Source organism: Streptomyces sp. NPDC053367 (assembly GCF_044545925.1).
Lineage (GTDB): Bacteria > Actinomycetota > Actinomycetes > Streptomycetales > Streptomycetaceae > Streptomyces.
The window spans coordinates 1,002,798-1,016,955 of record NZ_JBITYN010000001.1; the positions used below are offsets into that span (position 1 = coordinate 1,002,798).

Here is a 14,158-nt window from a genome sequence, read left to right on the forward strand (position 1 = left end):
TCGGCATCCGAACGCACGTACTTTAGTGCAGGGTTGTCCGGGTTTGTCGACGAGCGTGTAACAGCGGTTAGGGAGTGGAGCGGGCGTGGGAATCCCCGGGGCATGAACCACAACACCCCGCTCACCCCCCGCCCCCTCCGCCACCTGACCGAGGTGCACCGGCGTGTGCTGACCGTCGCCCAGCTGCGCTCCCACGGCGTCACGGCCGCGGTGGTGAGCGAGCAGTGCCGCCCGGGGGGCCCGTGGCAGCAGATCCTCCCGGGCGTGTTCCTGCTCCACCCGGGCCCGCCCACCAGCGAGGAGCGGCTGCACGCGGTGCTGCTGTACGCGGCGCGCGAGACCCCGTCGGCCGGGGTCCCGGTGCAGCCCGGCGCGGACGAGCCGCATCGCCCCGGCTACACCGAGGCGATGATCACCGGCCTGGCGGCGCTGACGCTGCACGGGTTCTCCGCCTCGCCGCCGCTGCTGTCGCTGGAGCGGATCGACGTGCTGGTGCCGCGGCTGCGCCGGCTGCGCTCGACGGGCTGCGTGAACATCGTGCGCACCCCGGCACTGCCCACCCCCTGCCAGGTGACGGGGCTGCCGGTGGCGCCGGTGCCGAGGGCGCTGGCCGACGCGGTGGCCGGGCTGTCGGACGCGGCGGTGGTGCGGCGGCTGCTGACGGAGGCGGTGCGCGGCGGGCACTGCGAGCCGGCGTCGGTGGTGCGCGAGCTGAACCGGGCGAAGCTGCTCACCCGGCCGCACGTGGTGGACGCGGTGGACTCGCTGCTGGCCGAGGGCCGGGCCATCGCGGAGGACCGGCTGTACCGGATGGTACGCGAGCACGGCCTGCCCGACCCGGTGTGGAACGTCGACCTGCGCCTGCCGGGCGGCCCGCACCTGGGCGGGGTGGACGCCTACTGGCCGGAGCAGGCGGTGGCCGTCGAGCTGGACACCAGGGCCCCGCGGCAGGACGAGGACGCCCTGTGGTCGGAGTACGCCCGCAAGCGCGAGTACCTGGAGCGGCTCGGCATCACCGTCGTCCACCTCACCCCCAGGAAGTTGCGCGACGCGATGGACCAGCAGGCCACGGTCGTGCGCACGGCCCTGATGGCCTCGGGCGACCGCGACCCGGCCGCGTATGTCGTGGTGCTGCCCCGGTAGGCGAGTGCCGGGGACCGCATCAGGAGGGGAGCGGAGGGGCCGCCGGGGCCGTACCCGGGCGGCCCCTCCTCGTGTCCGGAGGAGCCGTCAGCGGTCCTTGCAGAACTCCGCCTCGATCACCGCCTCGCTGTCGCCCGACCAGTCGCCGTTGAAGTTGAAGGCGAGCCAGTGGCGGGCGTCGGGGGTGGTGACCGCCTCGGAGCTGGAGCCGTGGATGCCGCCGCCGTGGCCCCAGACGTGGACGCCGCAGCTCAGCTCGCGGTCGATGAGGCCGAGGCCGTAGCGGGCGCCGGGGATCCCGTCGATCTCGACCGTCGTCTTCATCTCCGCCAGCTGGCGCGGGGGCAGGAGGCGTCCGCCGAGGAGGGCCCGGTAGAAGCGGCCGAGGTCGGCGGAGTCGGAGATCATCTCGCCGGCGGCGGAGGCGAGGGAGGGGTTGAGCTCGGTGACGTCGTACGTCGGCCCGGTCGGCTCCTCGGCGAGTTTGCCGTAGGCGCGGCCGCTGGGCTTGGGGACGGTGACGCGGGTGCCGGGGACGGACGTGGCCCTCAGGTGCAGGGGCTCGATGACGCGGTCGCGGATCTCGGTGCCGTACGGGCGGCCGGTGACCTGTTCGATCAGCATGCCGGCCAGGACGTAGTTGGTGTTGGAGTAGCTCCAGTCGGTGCCGGGCGCGAAGTCGGGCCGGTGCCTCATGGCGACGGCGACCAGGGCGGCCGGGGGCTGGGTGTCGTAGCGGTGCCGGAGGAAGCCGTCCTTGAGGAAGTAGGTGCGGCCGAAGTCCCGGTCGGAGGTGTAGTCGTAGATGCCGCTGGTGTGGTTGAGGAGTTGCCTGACCGTGATCGCCCGGCCGTCGTGGCCGTGGCCGCGCACCACGCCGGGCAGCCACTTCTCGACGGAGTCGTCGAGCGACAGGCGGCCCTCCGCCTCCAGCTGGAGCAGGACGGTGGCGACGAAGGTCTTGGTGATGCTGCCGACGCGGTAGCGGTCCGCCGGTGTGCGCGGCGCGCCGGTGCGCAGGTCGCCGACGCCCGCGGCGGCCCGCCAGGTGCCGTGGGCGTCCCGGGCTGTGGCGGTGACGCCGGGGACGCCGTCGCGCACGGCGGCGCGCATCGCGTCGTACGTCGGCCGGTGCTGCCCCACGACGTGCGGGGCGGGCGCCGACAGGGCCGGTCCGGCCAGGGCGGCGGAGAGGGCGGCGGCCGTCGCCGCTGTCAGGGCCGCGCGGGTCCGCCGTGCTCGTGCCGTCATGTCTGTCTCCCCCTTCTCACCCGCCCGCGAGGAGCGGACGGGACGCCTGTTCGGTCGGGGGGAGAAACCCGGGGCGCGCCCTGAAGGTTGCCCCCTGTCGTCCTGGTTGATCGCTTTTCAGCCCTTCTCCGGTGACGTCCGACGAGACCACACGGTAGAGGGTGGCAGGGCCTCAGGTCAGCGCCTGTCCGCCGGCCGGGCGTTCGCGCCACAGGCGCAGGGCGATGTCGATCAGAGGGGCGCACCGCAGACCGGGTACGGCGTCCAGGCCGTGCCAGGCGGCGAGGTCGGTGGAGCCGCCGGTCTCGGGGCGCAGTTCGCCGCCGGTGACGCGGCCCTCGTAGACGAGGCGTACGCCGTGCTGGTCGACCGGGCGGCGCAGACCGCGGCGCGGCCGGGCGAAGCGCTGGGAGTGGATGCCGAGGAGGCCGGTGACCTCGATGCGGTAGCCGGTCTCCTCGGTCACCTCCCGGCGGACGGTGTCGTAGGGGTCCTCGCCGTGTTCCATGCCGCCGCCGGGCAGCACCCACTCGGGGACGCCGTCGTCGTCCGCGGAACGGGCGAGCAGCAGGTGTCCGTCGCGCACGCACACGGCGTAGGCCGCCACCCTCAGTTTCCTGCGCATCCGGGGAAGTTAGCGCGCCTTCGGCGGATTGGCAGGGGAGTATTCGGGCGCGGACCAGCGCAGCGGCACGGCCGCGGGTGTCTCGATCACCTCGCCGAGCGTGAAGCGGACCGTGCGTTCGCCGTCGTCGGCGATGTCCGTGCGGGCCTCGCCGGTGAGCTGGAGCGCGGTGCCGTCGGTCCAGTCCAGGAAGAGCAGGCCGGCCCGCGGGTCGGCGGTGAGGTTGCCGAGGGTGAGGAACATGGAGTTGCCGGGGTAGTCGGGCCAGGCCAGTTCGCGCGGGGAGGCGACCTCGACGAAGCCGGGGTTGCCGCCGCGGTGGCTGGCGTCGGCGCCGCCCCCGTGGACGGTGGCCAGGAAGAAGGTGTCGGCCTTCGCCACGAAGTCCTGCTGCGCGGGGGTCAGTTCGGTACCGCTGCGGGCGCGGCCCGGGGTACGGTCCGGCAGCACCTCGTAGGACTCTCTCTTCTGCAGGTACTTCGGGCAGTTGGAGAAGACCCGGTCGGCTTCGATCGCCAGGCCCCGCGAGGAGGGGCGGACGACGCCGTTCAGGCGCATCCGGCGGCGGGTGCGCGGGTCCAGGGCGATGGTGCCCACCGGGGTGCCCGCTGTGGCGAGGGCCTTCGCCAGCGGGTCCGCCTCGGCGGGGCCGCCCGCCACCGAGACGCCGTGCGGGCCGGTGGCCCGTACGAAGCCGGGCGGGCCGGTCAGCGGGGAGGCCCAGACCGCGCCGGTCGCCGGGTCGGCGGCGCCGGCGACCAGCAGCGGCTGGAGCTCCAGGAAGGCCGCGGCCACCGGCTTGATGCCGGGGCCGATCGAGCGGCCGACGTGGTCGGCGAGGGCGCGCACCCCCAGGCGCTCCTGGAGGGCGCGCGACCCCGCGTGGTAGACGCTCATGGCTCGTCGTCCCGGCGCCGGGCCTAGAAGAAGCCGCAGGTCGGAGCGGAGGCGACCGGTGCGGGCGCCTCCTCGGCGCCGGTCGGCACGGAGATCTCCAGGCGGGTGCCGTCGGGGTCGTGGAAGAAGATGCCGCCCGCAGCGGAGCCCTCGCGGAGGGCGACCACGCCCTCGTAGGCGAACGCGACGCCGTACTCCTTCAGGGCCGTCTCGTACTCCCGGACGCGTTCGACGGACTCCGCCTCGAAGGCGAGGTGGTGCAGTCCGGCGCGGCCGGCGTCGAAGGGTGCGCCGGCCTGCTGCCAGAGGGTGACCAGCAGCTTCTCGCCGTCGCCGAGGAAGGCGTACCGGCGGTCCTCCTCCTTGCCCTCGCCGTGGACGGTGAAGCCGAGGACGTCCCGGTAGAAGGCGAGCGAGCGGTCCAGGTCGGTGACGTTCAGGCCGATGTGGCCGGTGCGCAGGGTGGTGGTGGCGGTCATGGCTGTTCCCCTTCAGCTGGCTTGCCGGTCCTGGTCGCCGGAATGGCGTCTAACCGGTGTTCATGACGTTAGTGGTTAGAATCGAGAGGTGTCAACCGGTCACGTACTCTTGAGCGGTTAGCGCGAAGGGAGCCCCGAGATGACCGCCGACCCCCGCCCCCTCACCGGCGAGCCGCTCGCCCTGGACCTGCTGAACACCAACTGGATGCACGAGGGGGTCCTCCAGGACCTGCTGACCGGCACCGAGGGGCTCGCGGTGTGGCTGGCCACGAACGGCCTCGACGGCGGGTTCGCCGCCGACGAGGCGACCCTGCGGCACACACTGCGCGCCCGGGACGCCCTGCGGGCGGCCGTCGACGGCTCGCTCGCCGAGGGCGCCGCCGCCGTCGACGAGGTGCTCGCGCACGGTCGGATCCGGCCCGTGCTCAGCGCGGACGGACCCGGCGAACGCCCCGAGTTCGCCGACCCCGCCTGGGGACCGGCCTGGCTCGCCGCCCGCAACTACCTGGAGCTGCTCACCACCGCCCCGGACCGCATCCGCGCCTGCGCGCACGAGAACTGCGTGCTCCACTTCTTCGACACCTCGCGCAACGGCACCCGCCGCTGGTGCAGCATGGCGGTGTGCGGCAACCGCGCGAAGGCGTCCCGGCACTACGCCAGGGCCCGCGACGAGGACTGACCCCGGCGGGCGCGGCAGGAACCCCCCGAGCGCAAAGGGGCGTTCAGGGACGAACCCCGGCAAGACGTATCGCGGGTTTTCCCCACACATCCATTTCGGTTCGGTCAACTCTCCCCAAGAAGCCTTCCCTTGCGTAAGGCTGAGCGGTCGTCCGGGTGCGCAATCCGGACTCCTCGTTCCTTTACGTGCAAGGGATGCCGATGACCAACCACCCCCGGCGCGACTCCATATCGGCCACCAGACGCACGGCGCGTATCGCTGTCGCCGCTGGTCTGGTGGCCGCTCTGTGCGCGCCCGTCCCCCTGGCCCTCGCCGACGAGGGCGGCCCGGCCGCGGCCGACCCCGGTGTGAAGTCCGCCCAGGCCAAGCTGGGCTCCGACGACGCCGCCCTGCTCGCCGAGGCCAAGGCCGACGGCGACAAGACCGTCACCATGATGGTCGCGACCGCGCCCGGCCAGACCGAGCAGGTCGCCCGGCAGCTGGACTCGGTGGACGGCGGCCTGGTCGGCCGTACCGACGACAAGCTCGGCTACGTCCGCGCGACCGTCCCCACCGGCAAGGCGGACGCGGCCATCGCCGCCGCCGCCAAGCTCTCCTCCGTGCACGGAATCGACCTGCGCCAGGAGATCCCGCTCGACGACCCGGCTCCCTCGGGCTCGCAGCAGACGTCGGCCCCGGCCGCCGGCTCGTACCCCGCGCCCGGCAGGAACACCCCCGCCGAGAACCCGTACAACCCGTCCTTCGAGACGGGCGCGGTCGACTTCGTCGAGGACCACCCCAAGGCGGACGGCCGCGGTGTCACCATCGGCATCCTCGACTCGGGCATCGACCTGGGCCACCCGGCGCTGCAGAGGACCACGACCGGCGAGCGCAAGATCGTCGACTGGGTCACCGCCACCGACCCGGTGGGCGACGGCGACCTCACCTGGCGCCGGATGACCAGCTCGGTCGCCGGCCCCACCTTCTCGATCACGACGGCCGCGCTGGGCACGGAGACCTTCAAGGCCCCCGAGGGCGCCTACAAGTTCAGCTACTTCTCCGAGTCCGCCACCACCGGCGGCGACATGGCGGGCGACCTCAACCGCGACGGGGACAAGACCGACGTCTGGGGCGTGCTGTACGACGCGGCCGCGGGCACCGTGCGCGTCGACCTCGACGACGACCTGGACTTCACCGACGAGACGGCGATGAAGCCGTACAAGGACGGCTTCCAGGTCTCCTGGTTCGGCACCGACGACCCGGCGACCGCGATCGCCGAGCGCATCCCGTTCGTCGTCGAGATCCGCAAGGACGTCGTCTACAACGCCGCCGGCGCCAAGGCCGACTACGTCAACATCGGTGTCATCGAGTCCGAGCACGGCACCCACGTCGCCGGCATCACCGCCGCCAACGGCCTGTTCGGCGGCAGGATGAACGGCGCCGCCCCCGGCGCCAAGCTCGTCTCCTCGCGCGCCTGCACCTGGAGCGGCGGCTGCACCAACATCGCGCTCACCGAGGGCATGATCGACCTCGTCACCAAGCGCGGTGTCGACATCGTCAACATGTCCATCGGCGGTCTGCCGGCGCTGAACGACGGCAACAACGCGCGCGCCGAGCTGTACACCCGCCTGATCGACACCTACGGCGTCCAGCTGGTGATCTCCGCGGGCAACTCCGGCCCCGGCGCCAACACCATCGGCGACCCCGGCCTCGCCGACAAGGTGATCTCGGTCGGCGCGTCCATCTCCAAGGAGACCTGGGCGTCCAACTACGGCTCCGCCGTGGAGACCGAGTACGCGATGCTGCCCTTCTCCTCGCGCGGCCCGCGTGAGGACGGCGGCTTCACCCCGACCCTGGTCGCCCCGGGCGCCTCGATCAACACCACGCAGACCTGGCTGCCCGGCGGTCCGGTGCCCGAGGCGGGCTACCAGCTCCCGCCCGGCTACTCCATGCTGCAGGGCACCTCGATGGCCTCCCCGCAGGCCGCCGGCGCCTCCGCGCTGCTGCTGTCCGCCGCCAAGCGCAAGGGCGTCGAGCTGACCCCGGCCACCCTGCGCACCGCGCTGACCTCGACCGCCGACCACATCCCCGGTGTGCAGGCGTACGCCGAGGGCGCGGGCCTGATCAACATCGAGGACGCCTGGGACGCGATCCTGGACGGCGCGCACTCCCACGAGTACACCGTCAAGGCGCCGGTCGACACCGCGATCGACCAGTTCCTGAAGACCCCGGGCTACGGCACCGGCCTGTACGACCGTGAGGGCGGCCTGAAGGCCGGCCAGAAGAAGACGTACGAGATCACCCTGACCCGTACGACGGGCGCCGACCGCGCGATCCGGCACGAGCTGCACTTCGAGAACAACGCCGGCCGCACCTTCCGGATCGTCGGCTCCGACGAGATCAGCCTGCCGCTGAACCAGCCGGTCACCGTCAAGGTCGAGGCCGCGCCCCGTTCCGCCGGCCTGAAGAGCGCGATCCTCGAGGTCGACGACCCGCGCACCGAGGGCATCGACAAGCAGGTCCTGTCCACGGTCGTGGTGTCCGCGCCGCTGGAGTACACCTACTCGGCGTCCTCCTCGGTGCAGCGCAACGCCCACAAGTCGTACTTCGTGACCGTGCCCGAGGGCGCGAAGTCGCTGGAGGTCGCGATCGGCGGCCTGGCCGCCAAGAGCCAGACCCGCTTCATCGCCATCCACCCCTACGGTGTCCCGTCCGACCCGACCGGCACCCCCAACTGCTACAACAACTACAACGACGGCAACGGCTGCCGTCCCGACGTCCGCTCCTACGCCGACCCGCAGCCGGGCGTCTGGGAGATCGAGGTCGAGTCGCGCCGTACGTCGCCGCTGCTGGACAACCCGTTCACGCTGGACGTCTCCGTCCTGGGCGCGGCCTTCGACCCGGAGACCGTGGTCCTGCCCGAGGCGAAGGTCGGCACGCCGGCCACCGCCTCCTGGAAGGTGACGAACAACCTCGCCGCGATCGACGGCAAGCTGGTCGGCGGCCCGCTGGGCTCGTCGAAGACCACGCGCCCGACCATCAAGCAGGGTGAGCTGCAGACCACCACGGTCGAGGTGCCCGCGGGCGCCACGTCCCTGGACGTCGTCATCGGCAACGTCTCCGACGCGGCCGCGGACCTGGACCTGGCCGTCTACGACGCGGCCGGCACCAAGGTCGGCAGCTCCGCCGACGGCGACTCGGAGGAGGCCGTCTCCATCAAGAACCCGACGGCCGGCACCTACCGCATCGAGGTCGACGGCTACGCCGTCCCGGCCGGCACCACCGCGTACGACTACCTGGACGTGTTCTACTCGGCCGCGCTCGGCTCGGTCTCGGTGGACGGCTCCCCGGTCAAGCTCGGCACGGGCGCCTCGGCGAACGTCACGGGCACCGTCACCGCGGCGGCCCCGGCCCCCGAGGGCCGCGCATTCTTCGGCCAGGTCTCCCTGGTCAACGCGCGCGGCACGGTCGCGGGCCTCGGCCAGGTGAGGATCGACAAGGTCACCTCGTAACAGCGCGGGTACGACAAGCAGGGGGCGGGCGTCCGGACCGGGCGCCCGCCCCTTCGCGTCCCGCGTCCCCCGGTCCGTGCGACCGCGGGCGTCACTCACACGGGATCGTCCGGGACTCCGGCAGCGCCCGCGTGATCCAGGCGCGGGCCTCGGCCACGTCCTGGGCGCCGACGCTCCAGACATCCGGTACGGCGGAGCCCTCCGGGATGCTGATCAGGACATGGTCGCCGGTGCGCGGACGGGGGTCCACGTCACGGTCCATCGGGAAGCTGACCTCGGCCGGCCCTCGGGCGGGCTTGAGGTGGCGGGTGACGCGCAGGGTGATCCGGTCCTGTCCGGCGCCGGGCACCGGTTCCACGGCCGTGACGTCGCCCTCGGCGATGAGCCGGGCGCAGGCGAGGTAGCCGGGGGCGGACAGGTCCGCGGCCTCGTTGCCGCTGCCCGACTTCTGGTCGCCCGAGGCGGCCTTGTTGCTGCCGCCGCTGTCGTCGGCGGCGCCCCCGGGGGCGGAGCTCACCACGAGCCAGCCCAGCAGGGAGAACACGCCCACGGCGCAGGTGACTCCGGCGACGCGGACCGCGAGCAGGAAGGGGCGGCGCCTGCGGACGGGGGTGCGGGCGGGAGCCGGCTCGGGCCTCGGCACGGGCCGGGGCTCGGGCTGGGGCTCGGGCTGGGGTTCGGGCTCGGGCTCGGGTTCGGCGAGGGCGTGGCCGAGGAGGCCCAACTGCGCCCGCAGCAGGGCGACATCGGCCTCGGCGGAGCGGTGCTCGGCCATGAAGGCGGCGTCCGTGCGGACCTCGTCGGGCAGCGGTTCGCCGGTGAGGACGGCCATCAGCGGGTCGGGGCGGCCGTCGGTGCCGGGTCCCTCGAAGCCTTCGAAGCCCTCGAAGTCCTCCGCGCCGTCGCAGCCGTCGTGTTCGACGGTCACGTCACACCACCTCGTCCTCGTGCAGCCGGGCGCGCAGGGCCCGGACCGCCGTGTGCAGCCTGCTCTTGACGGTGCCCTCGGGGATGCCGAGCTCCTCGGCGATGCCGCGCACCGGCAGGTCGGCGTAGAAGCGCAGGACCAGCACCTGGCGCTGGGGGCCGGGCAGTTCGTCCAGGCCCCGGGCGACGGCGAGGGAGAGCAGGCTGGTGTCCTCGCCGGACGGGTGCTCGTGCTGGCGCAGGGAGGCCAGCCGCTCCCCGAGCCGCTCCTGGCGGCGCTTGGCGCGGTGCCAGTCCATGGCGAGGTTGGAGGCGACCACGGCCGCCCACGCCGACACGTCCCGCGGGGCCTCGCGCCCGCCCGCGGCCCGCTCGAGCAGCCGCAGACGGACCTGCTGCACCCCGTCCATCAGGTCCGTCTGCGGCACCCCGCCGAGCGCGAGCACCGCCCGCACCCGGCGTTCCTGCGCCGCGTCCAGCGGGTCGTCCACGGCGTGGTCCGCCCCCTGGCCGCGGCGGGCCTTTCTGCGCAGCACAGCCACCCCTCTCCTTGCCGCGTTTCCTCTAGGACGCGGCGGGGGGCGGAAACGTTCGGCCCGATATCCGGAATCTCCTCGTCGATCTTTTCCCCACACCTTCTCCACTGTCAGCATGGGCCCCATGACGCACATCACCAAAGGCGCCAACGCCCCTGTTCCCGCAGGTCCCTTGCGGGTCGCGGTCGGGCGCAGCGCCGTCCCGGGGACGCCGTCCGTGGACGCCTCGGCCCTCCTCCTGGACGCCTCGGGGCGGGTCCGCGGCGACGCCGACCTCGTCTTCCACAACCAGCCCCGTCACCCCTCCGGCGCCGTGCGTCACGCCGGAGTCGGCCGGGGCGACGGCCAGTTCGCCGAGTGGCTGGAGCTGGACCTGCCGGGCGTGGAGCCCGCCGTCCAGCACGTGGTGATCGCCGGCTCCTGCGAGGGCGGGACGTTCGGGCAGATACCCGGGCTGTACGTGCAGACGGTGGCGCACGACGGCACGATCGCCCTGCACTACGAGGTGACCGACGCCTCCACCGAGACCGCCTTCGTCCTCGGCGAGTTCTACCGCCGCGACGGCGCGTGGCGCTTTCGCGCGGTGGGCCAGGGCTACGACTCGGGGCTGGCGGGGCTCGCGACGGACTTCGGGATCGAGGTGGCGCGGCCCGCGGTGTCCGGGGGGCCGGTGGTGAACACCGGGGTGTCGAAGGTGGCGGGTCCGCCGGCCGGAGCGACACCGGCGCCCGCCGCGCCCGCCGCACACACCGCACAGGCCGCACACGCCGCGCCCACCATCGGGCTCACCGCGAACACCGCAGCCACCATCGGGCTCACCACGAACACCGCACCCACCATCGGGCTCACCGCGAACACCGCACCCACCATCGGGCTCACCACGAACCCCGCGCCCACCGCAGCCACCGCACCTTCCGCAGCGACCGCCAGCACCGCAGCCACCGCGCCCGCCGTGCGGGGCTCGAACGGTTCGCGGGCGGCCGGGCCCTTCGGCCCGGAGTTCCGCCGCTGGGTCCGCAGCGGCCGCGGCGACCGCGAGATCTCGGTGAAGCTGCCCCCGGGCCCGGTGATCGTGGAGGGCGAGCACGACGGCGAGGGCCTGTTCTGCGTCGACACCCTCGACGCCGACAAGAAGCCGGACCGACTCGTCCACAACAGCGCCCTGTCCCCCTACCGCGGCCGGAGCCTGGCCGTGGTGCCGGAGGACCGCCGGCTGCGGCTGCGGGTGCGGTTCCCGGGAGCGTGGAGGATCACCGTACGGCCGCTGTCGGCGGCGCGCCCGCTCGCCACCGGTGAGGAGGTGCGCGGCACCGGCCCGGACGTGCTGCGCTGGGACGGACCCGCGGCCGACCTCCACGGGTGGTTCGACGGCGGCGGGAGCTCCGAGCTGTTCTGTGTGAACTGCCACCGGCCCGACCGGCTGACCGCCCTCCACGAAGGCCGCCTGCTGTTCAACGAGATCGGCCGGATCGACAAGACCGGGCCGCTGCCGCGCGGTCCGGTGTTCGTCGCCGTGACCAACGGCGAGGGCGACTGGCGGCTCAGGGCCGTCCCCATCCCCGTCCTCGGCGGCTCGGCCGCCCCCGCCGACGGCGTCTACCAGGGGCGCCGGGACGCCACGGTCACCCTGGTCAACCCGCGTCCCGGCCTGCCGGCTCTGCTGGAGTACGACATCCGCGACGCCGACGACCGGGGCCACGAGGTGACCCTGCTCGACGAGTACGGCGACTCGGACGGCGAGTGGATGAACGGCCGCCGGCACGGCGGGCGCGGGACCCACCTCGTGTTCTCCACCGGCCAGGCGCAGCGCACCGTGCAGATCCGCCGCGCGGCCGAGTGGCGGCTGCGGCTGCTGCCCGTCGAGGAGGCGCCCCCGCTGAAGGGCCCCGTGGAGGGCACCGGCAGCACCCTCCTGCGCTACGAGGGCCCGCCCGCGCTGCTCACCCTGGCCAGGACGACCGACGAGGCCGGCCACCTGGCGGCGCACGCGCTGAACCATCCGCGCGGGCAGCGCACCCTCGTCGCCGACACGGACACCCGCCGGCGTCCCGTCGTCGGCCCCCTCTGGGTCGCCCCGGAAGGCTCGTGCTTCGTCCGCGTCCAGGCGGGCGACGGGGTGGGCTGGCGGGTCGAGCCGGTGCCGGTCGAGGAGGCCCCCGAGATCGGCGGGGCCGTCAAGCGGGTGACGGGCCGGGGATTCGGAGTCGTACGTCACACCGGTCCGGAAACCGAGATGCTGCTCACCCACGACTACGACATGCTGTCCGACCTCATCCACCTGTTCGAGCTGGACGAAAACCTGTTCCCGGTGCGTCATATCGGAAGATCCCGCGGTCGGCACCGGCTCCCGAGCGGATTCCTCCAGGTGCGCGGTTTCGGCGAGTGGGGGCTGGAGCAGCGTGGCTGACCTGGAGTGATCGTCCACCCATCGGGCAAAGGATTGGACACACCGGCCGGGGTCCCCCGCATGATGGAGGGGTCCCGGCCGTCCGGGCGCACACAGGCACGTCACGCAGAGGAGTCCCCGTGAAGGTAGGAATCGTCGGAGCCACCGGCCAGGTCGGCACGGTCATGCGCAGGATCCTCGCCGAGCGGAACTTCCCCCTCGACGAGCTGCGCCTGTTCGCCTCGGCCCGCTCGGCGGGGACGGTCCTGGACGGCGTGACGGTCGAGGACGCGGCGACGGCCGACTACACGGGCCTGGACATCGTGCTGTTCTCCGCGGGCGGCGCCACCTCCAAGGTGCTGGCCGAGAAGGTCGCCTCCCAGGGCGCGGTCGTGATCGACAACTCCTCCGCCTGGCGCAAGGACCCCGAGGTCCCGCTGGTGGTCTCCGAGGTCAACCCGCACGCGATCGCGGACCGCCCCAAGGGCATCATCGCCAACCCGAACTGCACCACCATGGCCGCGATGCCGGTCCTCAGGCCCCTGCACCAGGAGGCCGGCCTCGAGGCGCTGGTCGTCGCCACCTACCAGGCCGTCTCCGGCTCCGGCGTCGCGGGCGTCGCCGAGCTGCACGGCCAGGCGCAGAAGGTGATCGCCGACGCGGACAAGCTCACCCACGACGGCGAGGCCGTGGACTACCCGGAGCCCGGCGTCTACAAGCGCCCGATCGCGTTCAACGTGCTGCCGCTCGCCGGCAACATCGTCGAGGACGGCCTGAACGAGACCGACGAGGAGCAGAAGCTCCGCAACGAGTCCCGCAAGATCCTGGAGATCCCCGAGCTGAAGGTCTCCGGCACCTGCGTGCGCGTCCCGGTCTTCTCCGGCCACTCGCTGCAGGTCAACGCCCGCTTCGCCCGCCCGATCAGCCCCGAGCGCGCCACCGAGCTGCTCAAGGACGCCCCCGGGGTCGAGCTGTCCGACATCCCGACCCCGCTCCAGGCGGCCGGCAAGGACCCGTCGTACGTAGGCCGGATCCGCAAGGACGAGACCGTCGAGCACGGCCTCGCCCTGTTCATCTCCAACGACAACCTCCGCAAGGGCGCCGCGCTGAACGCCGTCCAGATCGCGGAGCTGGTCGCCGCCGAGCTCAGGCCCTAAGCGCGCCTGACCTCGTAGTAGAAGCAGCCGTACTCGACGGCCCGGACGTGGACCAGTGCCACGGCCGGGTCGTCGAACGCTTTCCGCAGGCCCTCATCGAAGCCGGTCTCCACCAGCTCACCGCCCAGGATGTGGCCCTCGGCGGAGTAGCGCCGCAGCACCCGGTGGGCGTTGGTGAACGGCAGCGCGCCGCCCTCGGGGCCGGCGCAGTCGTCGGCGTGGACGAAGACCGGGCCCTGCTCGTCGTACGGGCCGGGGCGGGCGCCGGTCTCGGCGGCCCAGCGGCGCAGCGGGGCGTACGAGACCAGGGCGATCCGCTCGCCGGGCCGGCTGTGGCGCAGGCAGCAGCGCAGCGGGGCGCCGCCCTCGTCGTCCGTCACGGGGACGGGCACGCGGCCCTGGTCGTCGGCGGAGCGCAGCTCCTTGAGGACGGTCGGGCCGATCGGTCGCGCGATGTACGTCGTCATGCCTCCAGCGTCACCGTGCGGTGACGCCGGTACCGGCGGATTCCGGACATGGTGCTGCGCGCGTCCCGCCCGCGCAGAGGGATTCCCCTCGTCTCGGCCGCGGGGGCCCGTCGGCCACCC

At 73.3% G+C, this 14,158-nt stretch carries 12 protein-coding genes; 5 read left to right on the top strand and 7 right to left on the bottom strand.

Going from position 1 to position 14,158, the window contains the following annotated elements:
- The first annotated feature begins 102 nt into the window (after positions 1-102).
- A complete protein-coding gene (locus ACIGXJ_RS04615; protein WP_399641547.1) occupies positions 103-1,143 on the top strand; it encodes a hypothetical protein in 1,041 nt (346 codons plus the stop codon).
- An 87-nt stretch (positions 1,144-1,230) separates the two neighbouring features.
- Here ACIGXJ_RS04615 and ACIGXJ_RS04620 read toward each other — a convergent pair whose 3' ends face one another.
- The 4 genes from ACIGXJ_RS04620 to ACIGXJ_RS04635 form a co-directional block, all read right to left on the bottom strand.
- Positions 1,231-2,394, bottom strand: a complete 1,164-nt coding sequence (locus tag ACIGXJ_RS04620; RefSeq protein ID WP_399641549.1) for a serine hydrolase domain-containing protein — start codon at positions 2,392-2,394, stop codon at positions 1,231-1,233.
- Positions 2,395-2,566: 172 nt separating this feature from the next.
- On the bottom strand, positions 2,567-3,019 hold the full coding sequence (locus ACIGXJ_RS04625; protein ID WP_399641551.1) for an NUDIX hydrolase: 453 nt from the start codon (positions 3,017-3,019) through the stop codon (positions 2,567-2,569).
- Between the two features lie 9 nt (positions 3,020-3,028).
- Positions 3,029-3,916 (bottom strand): pyridoxamine 5'-phosphate oxidase family protein, encoded by an 888-nt coding sequence (locus ACIGXJ_RS04630; protein WP_399641553.1) that lies wholly within the window; start codon positions 3,914-3,916, stop codon positions 3,029-3,031.
- A gap of 23 nt (positions 3,917-3,939) precedes the next feature.
- Complete coding sequence (locus ACIGXJ_RS04635) at positions 3,940-4,395, bottom strand: VOC family protein (RefSeq protein WP_399641556.1); 456 nt, start codon at positions 4,393-4,395, stop codon at positions 3,940-3,942.
- Positions 4,396-4,534: 139 nt separating this feature from the next.
- Between ACIGXJ_RS04635 and ACIGXJ_RS04640 the strand changes: the two genes are divergently transcribed.
- Together ACIGXJ_RS04640 and ACIGXJ_RS04645 are read left to right on the top strand one after the other, a co-directional pair.
- The gene (locus tag ACIGXJ_RS04640; RefSeq protein WP_399641558.1) at positions 4,535-5,074 is read left to right on the top strand and encodes a CGNR zinc finger domain-containing protein; all 540 of its coding nucleotides are present in this window, start codon (positions 4,535-4,537) and stop codon (positions 5,072-5,074) included.
- Positions 5,075-5,274: 200 nt separating this feature from the next.
- On the top strand, positions 5,275-8,565 hold the full coding sequence (locus tag ACIGXJ_RS04645; protein WP_399641560.1) for a S8 family serine peptidase: 3,291 nt from the start codon (positions 5,275-5,277) through the stop codon (positions 8,563-8,565).
- A 91-nt stretch (positions 8,566-8,656) separates the two neighbouring features.
- Here ACIGXJ_RS04645 and ACIGXJ_RS04650 read toward each other — a convergent pair whose 3' ends face one another.
- Together ACIGXJ_RS04650 and ACIGXJ_RS04655 are read right to left on the bottom strand one after the other, a co-directional pair.
- Positions 8,657-9,493 carry a hypothetical protein gene (locus tag ACIGXJ_RS04650; protein WP_399641562.1) on the bottom strand — a complete coding sequence of 279 codons (837 nt, stop codon included), beginning with the start codon at positions 9,491-9,493 and terminating at the stop codon, positions 8,657-8,659.
- Between the two features lies 1 nt (position 9,494).
- Positions 9,495-10,034 (bottom strand): RNA polymerase sigma factor, encoded by a 540-nt coding sequence (locus ACIGXJ_RS04655; protein ID WP_399641564.1) that lies wholly within the window; start codon positions 10,032-10,034, stop codon positions 9,495-9,497.
- A 118-nt stretch (positions 10,035-10,152) separates the two neighbouring features.
- On the opposite strand from ACIGXJ_RS04655, the gene ACIGXJ_RS04660 reads away from it, so the two are divergent.
- On the top strand, positions 10,153-12,435 hold the full coding sequence (locus tag ACIGXJ_RS04660; RefSeq protein WP_399641565.1) for a TerD family protein: 2,283 nt from the start codon (positions 10,153-10,155) through the stop codon (positions 12,433-12,435).
- A 119-nt stretch (positions 12,436-12,554) separates the two neighbouring features.
- Positions 12,555-13,571: an aspartate-semialdehyde dehydrogenase gene (locus ACIGXJ_RS04665; protein ID WP_399641567.1), complete on the top strand. Its 1,017-nt coding sequence runs from the start codon at positions 12,555-12,557 to the stop codon at positions 13,569-13,571.
- Here the strand turns inward: ACIGXJ_RS04665 and ACIGXJ_RS04670 are convergent.
- Positions 13,568-14,038: a DUF1203 domain-containing protein gene (locus ACIGXJ_RS04670; RefSeq protein WP_399641569.1), complete on the bottom strand. Its 471-nt coding sequence runs from the start codon at positions 14,036-14,038 to the stop codon at positions 13,568-13,570. The two genes, ACIGXJ_RS04665 and ACIGXJ_RS04670, sit on opposite strands and share 4 nt — an antisense overlap.
- Positions 14,039-14,158: the final 120 nt, after the last annotated feature.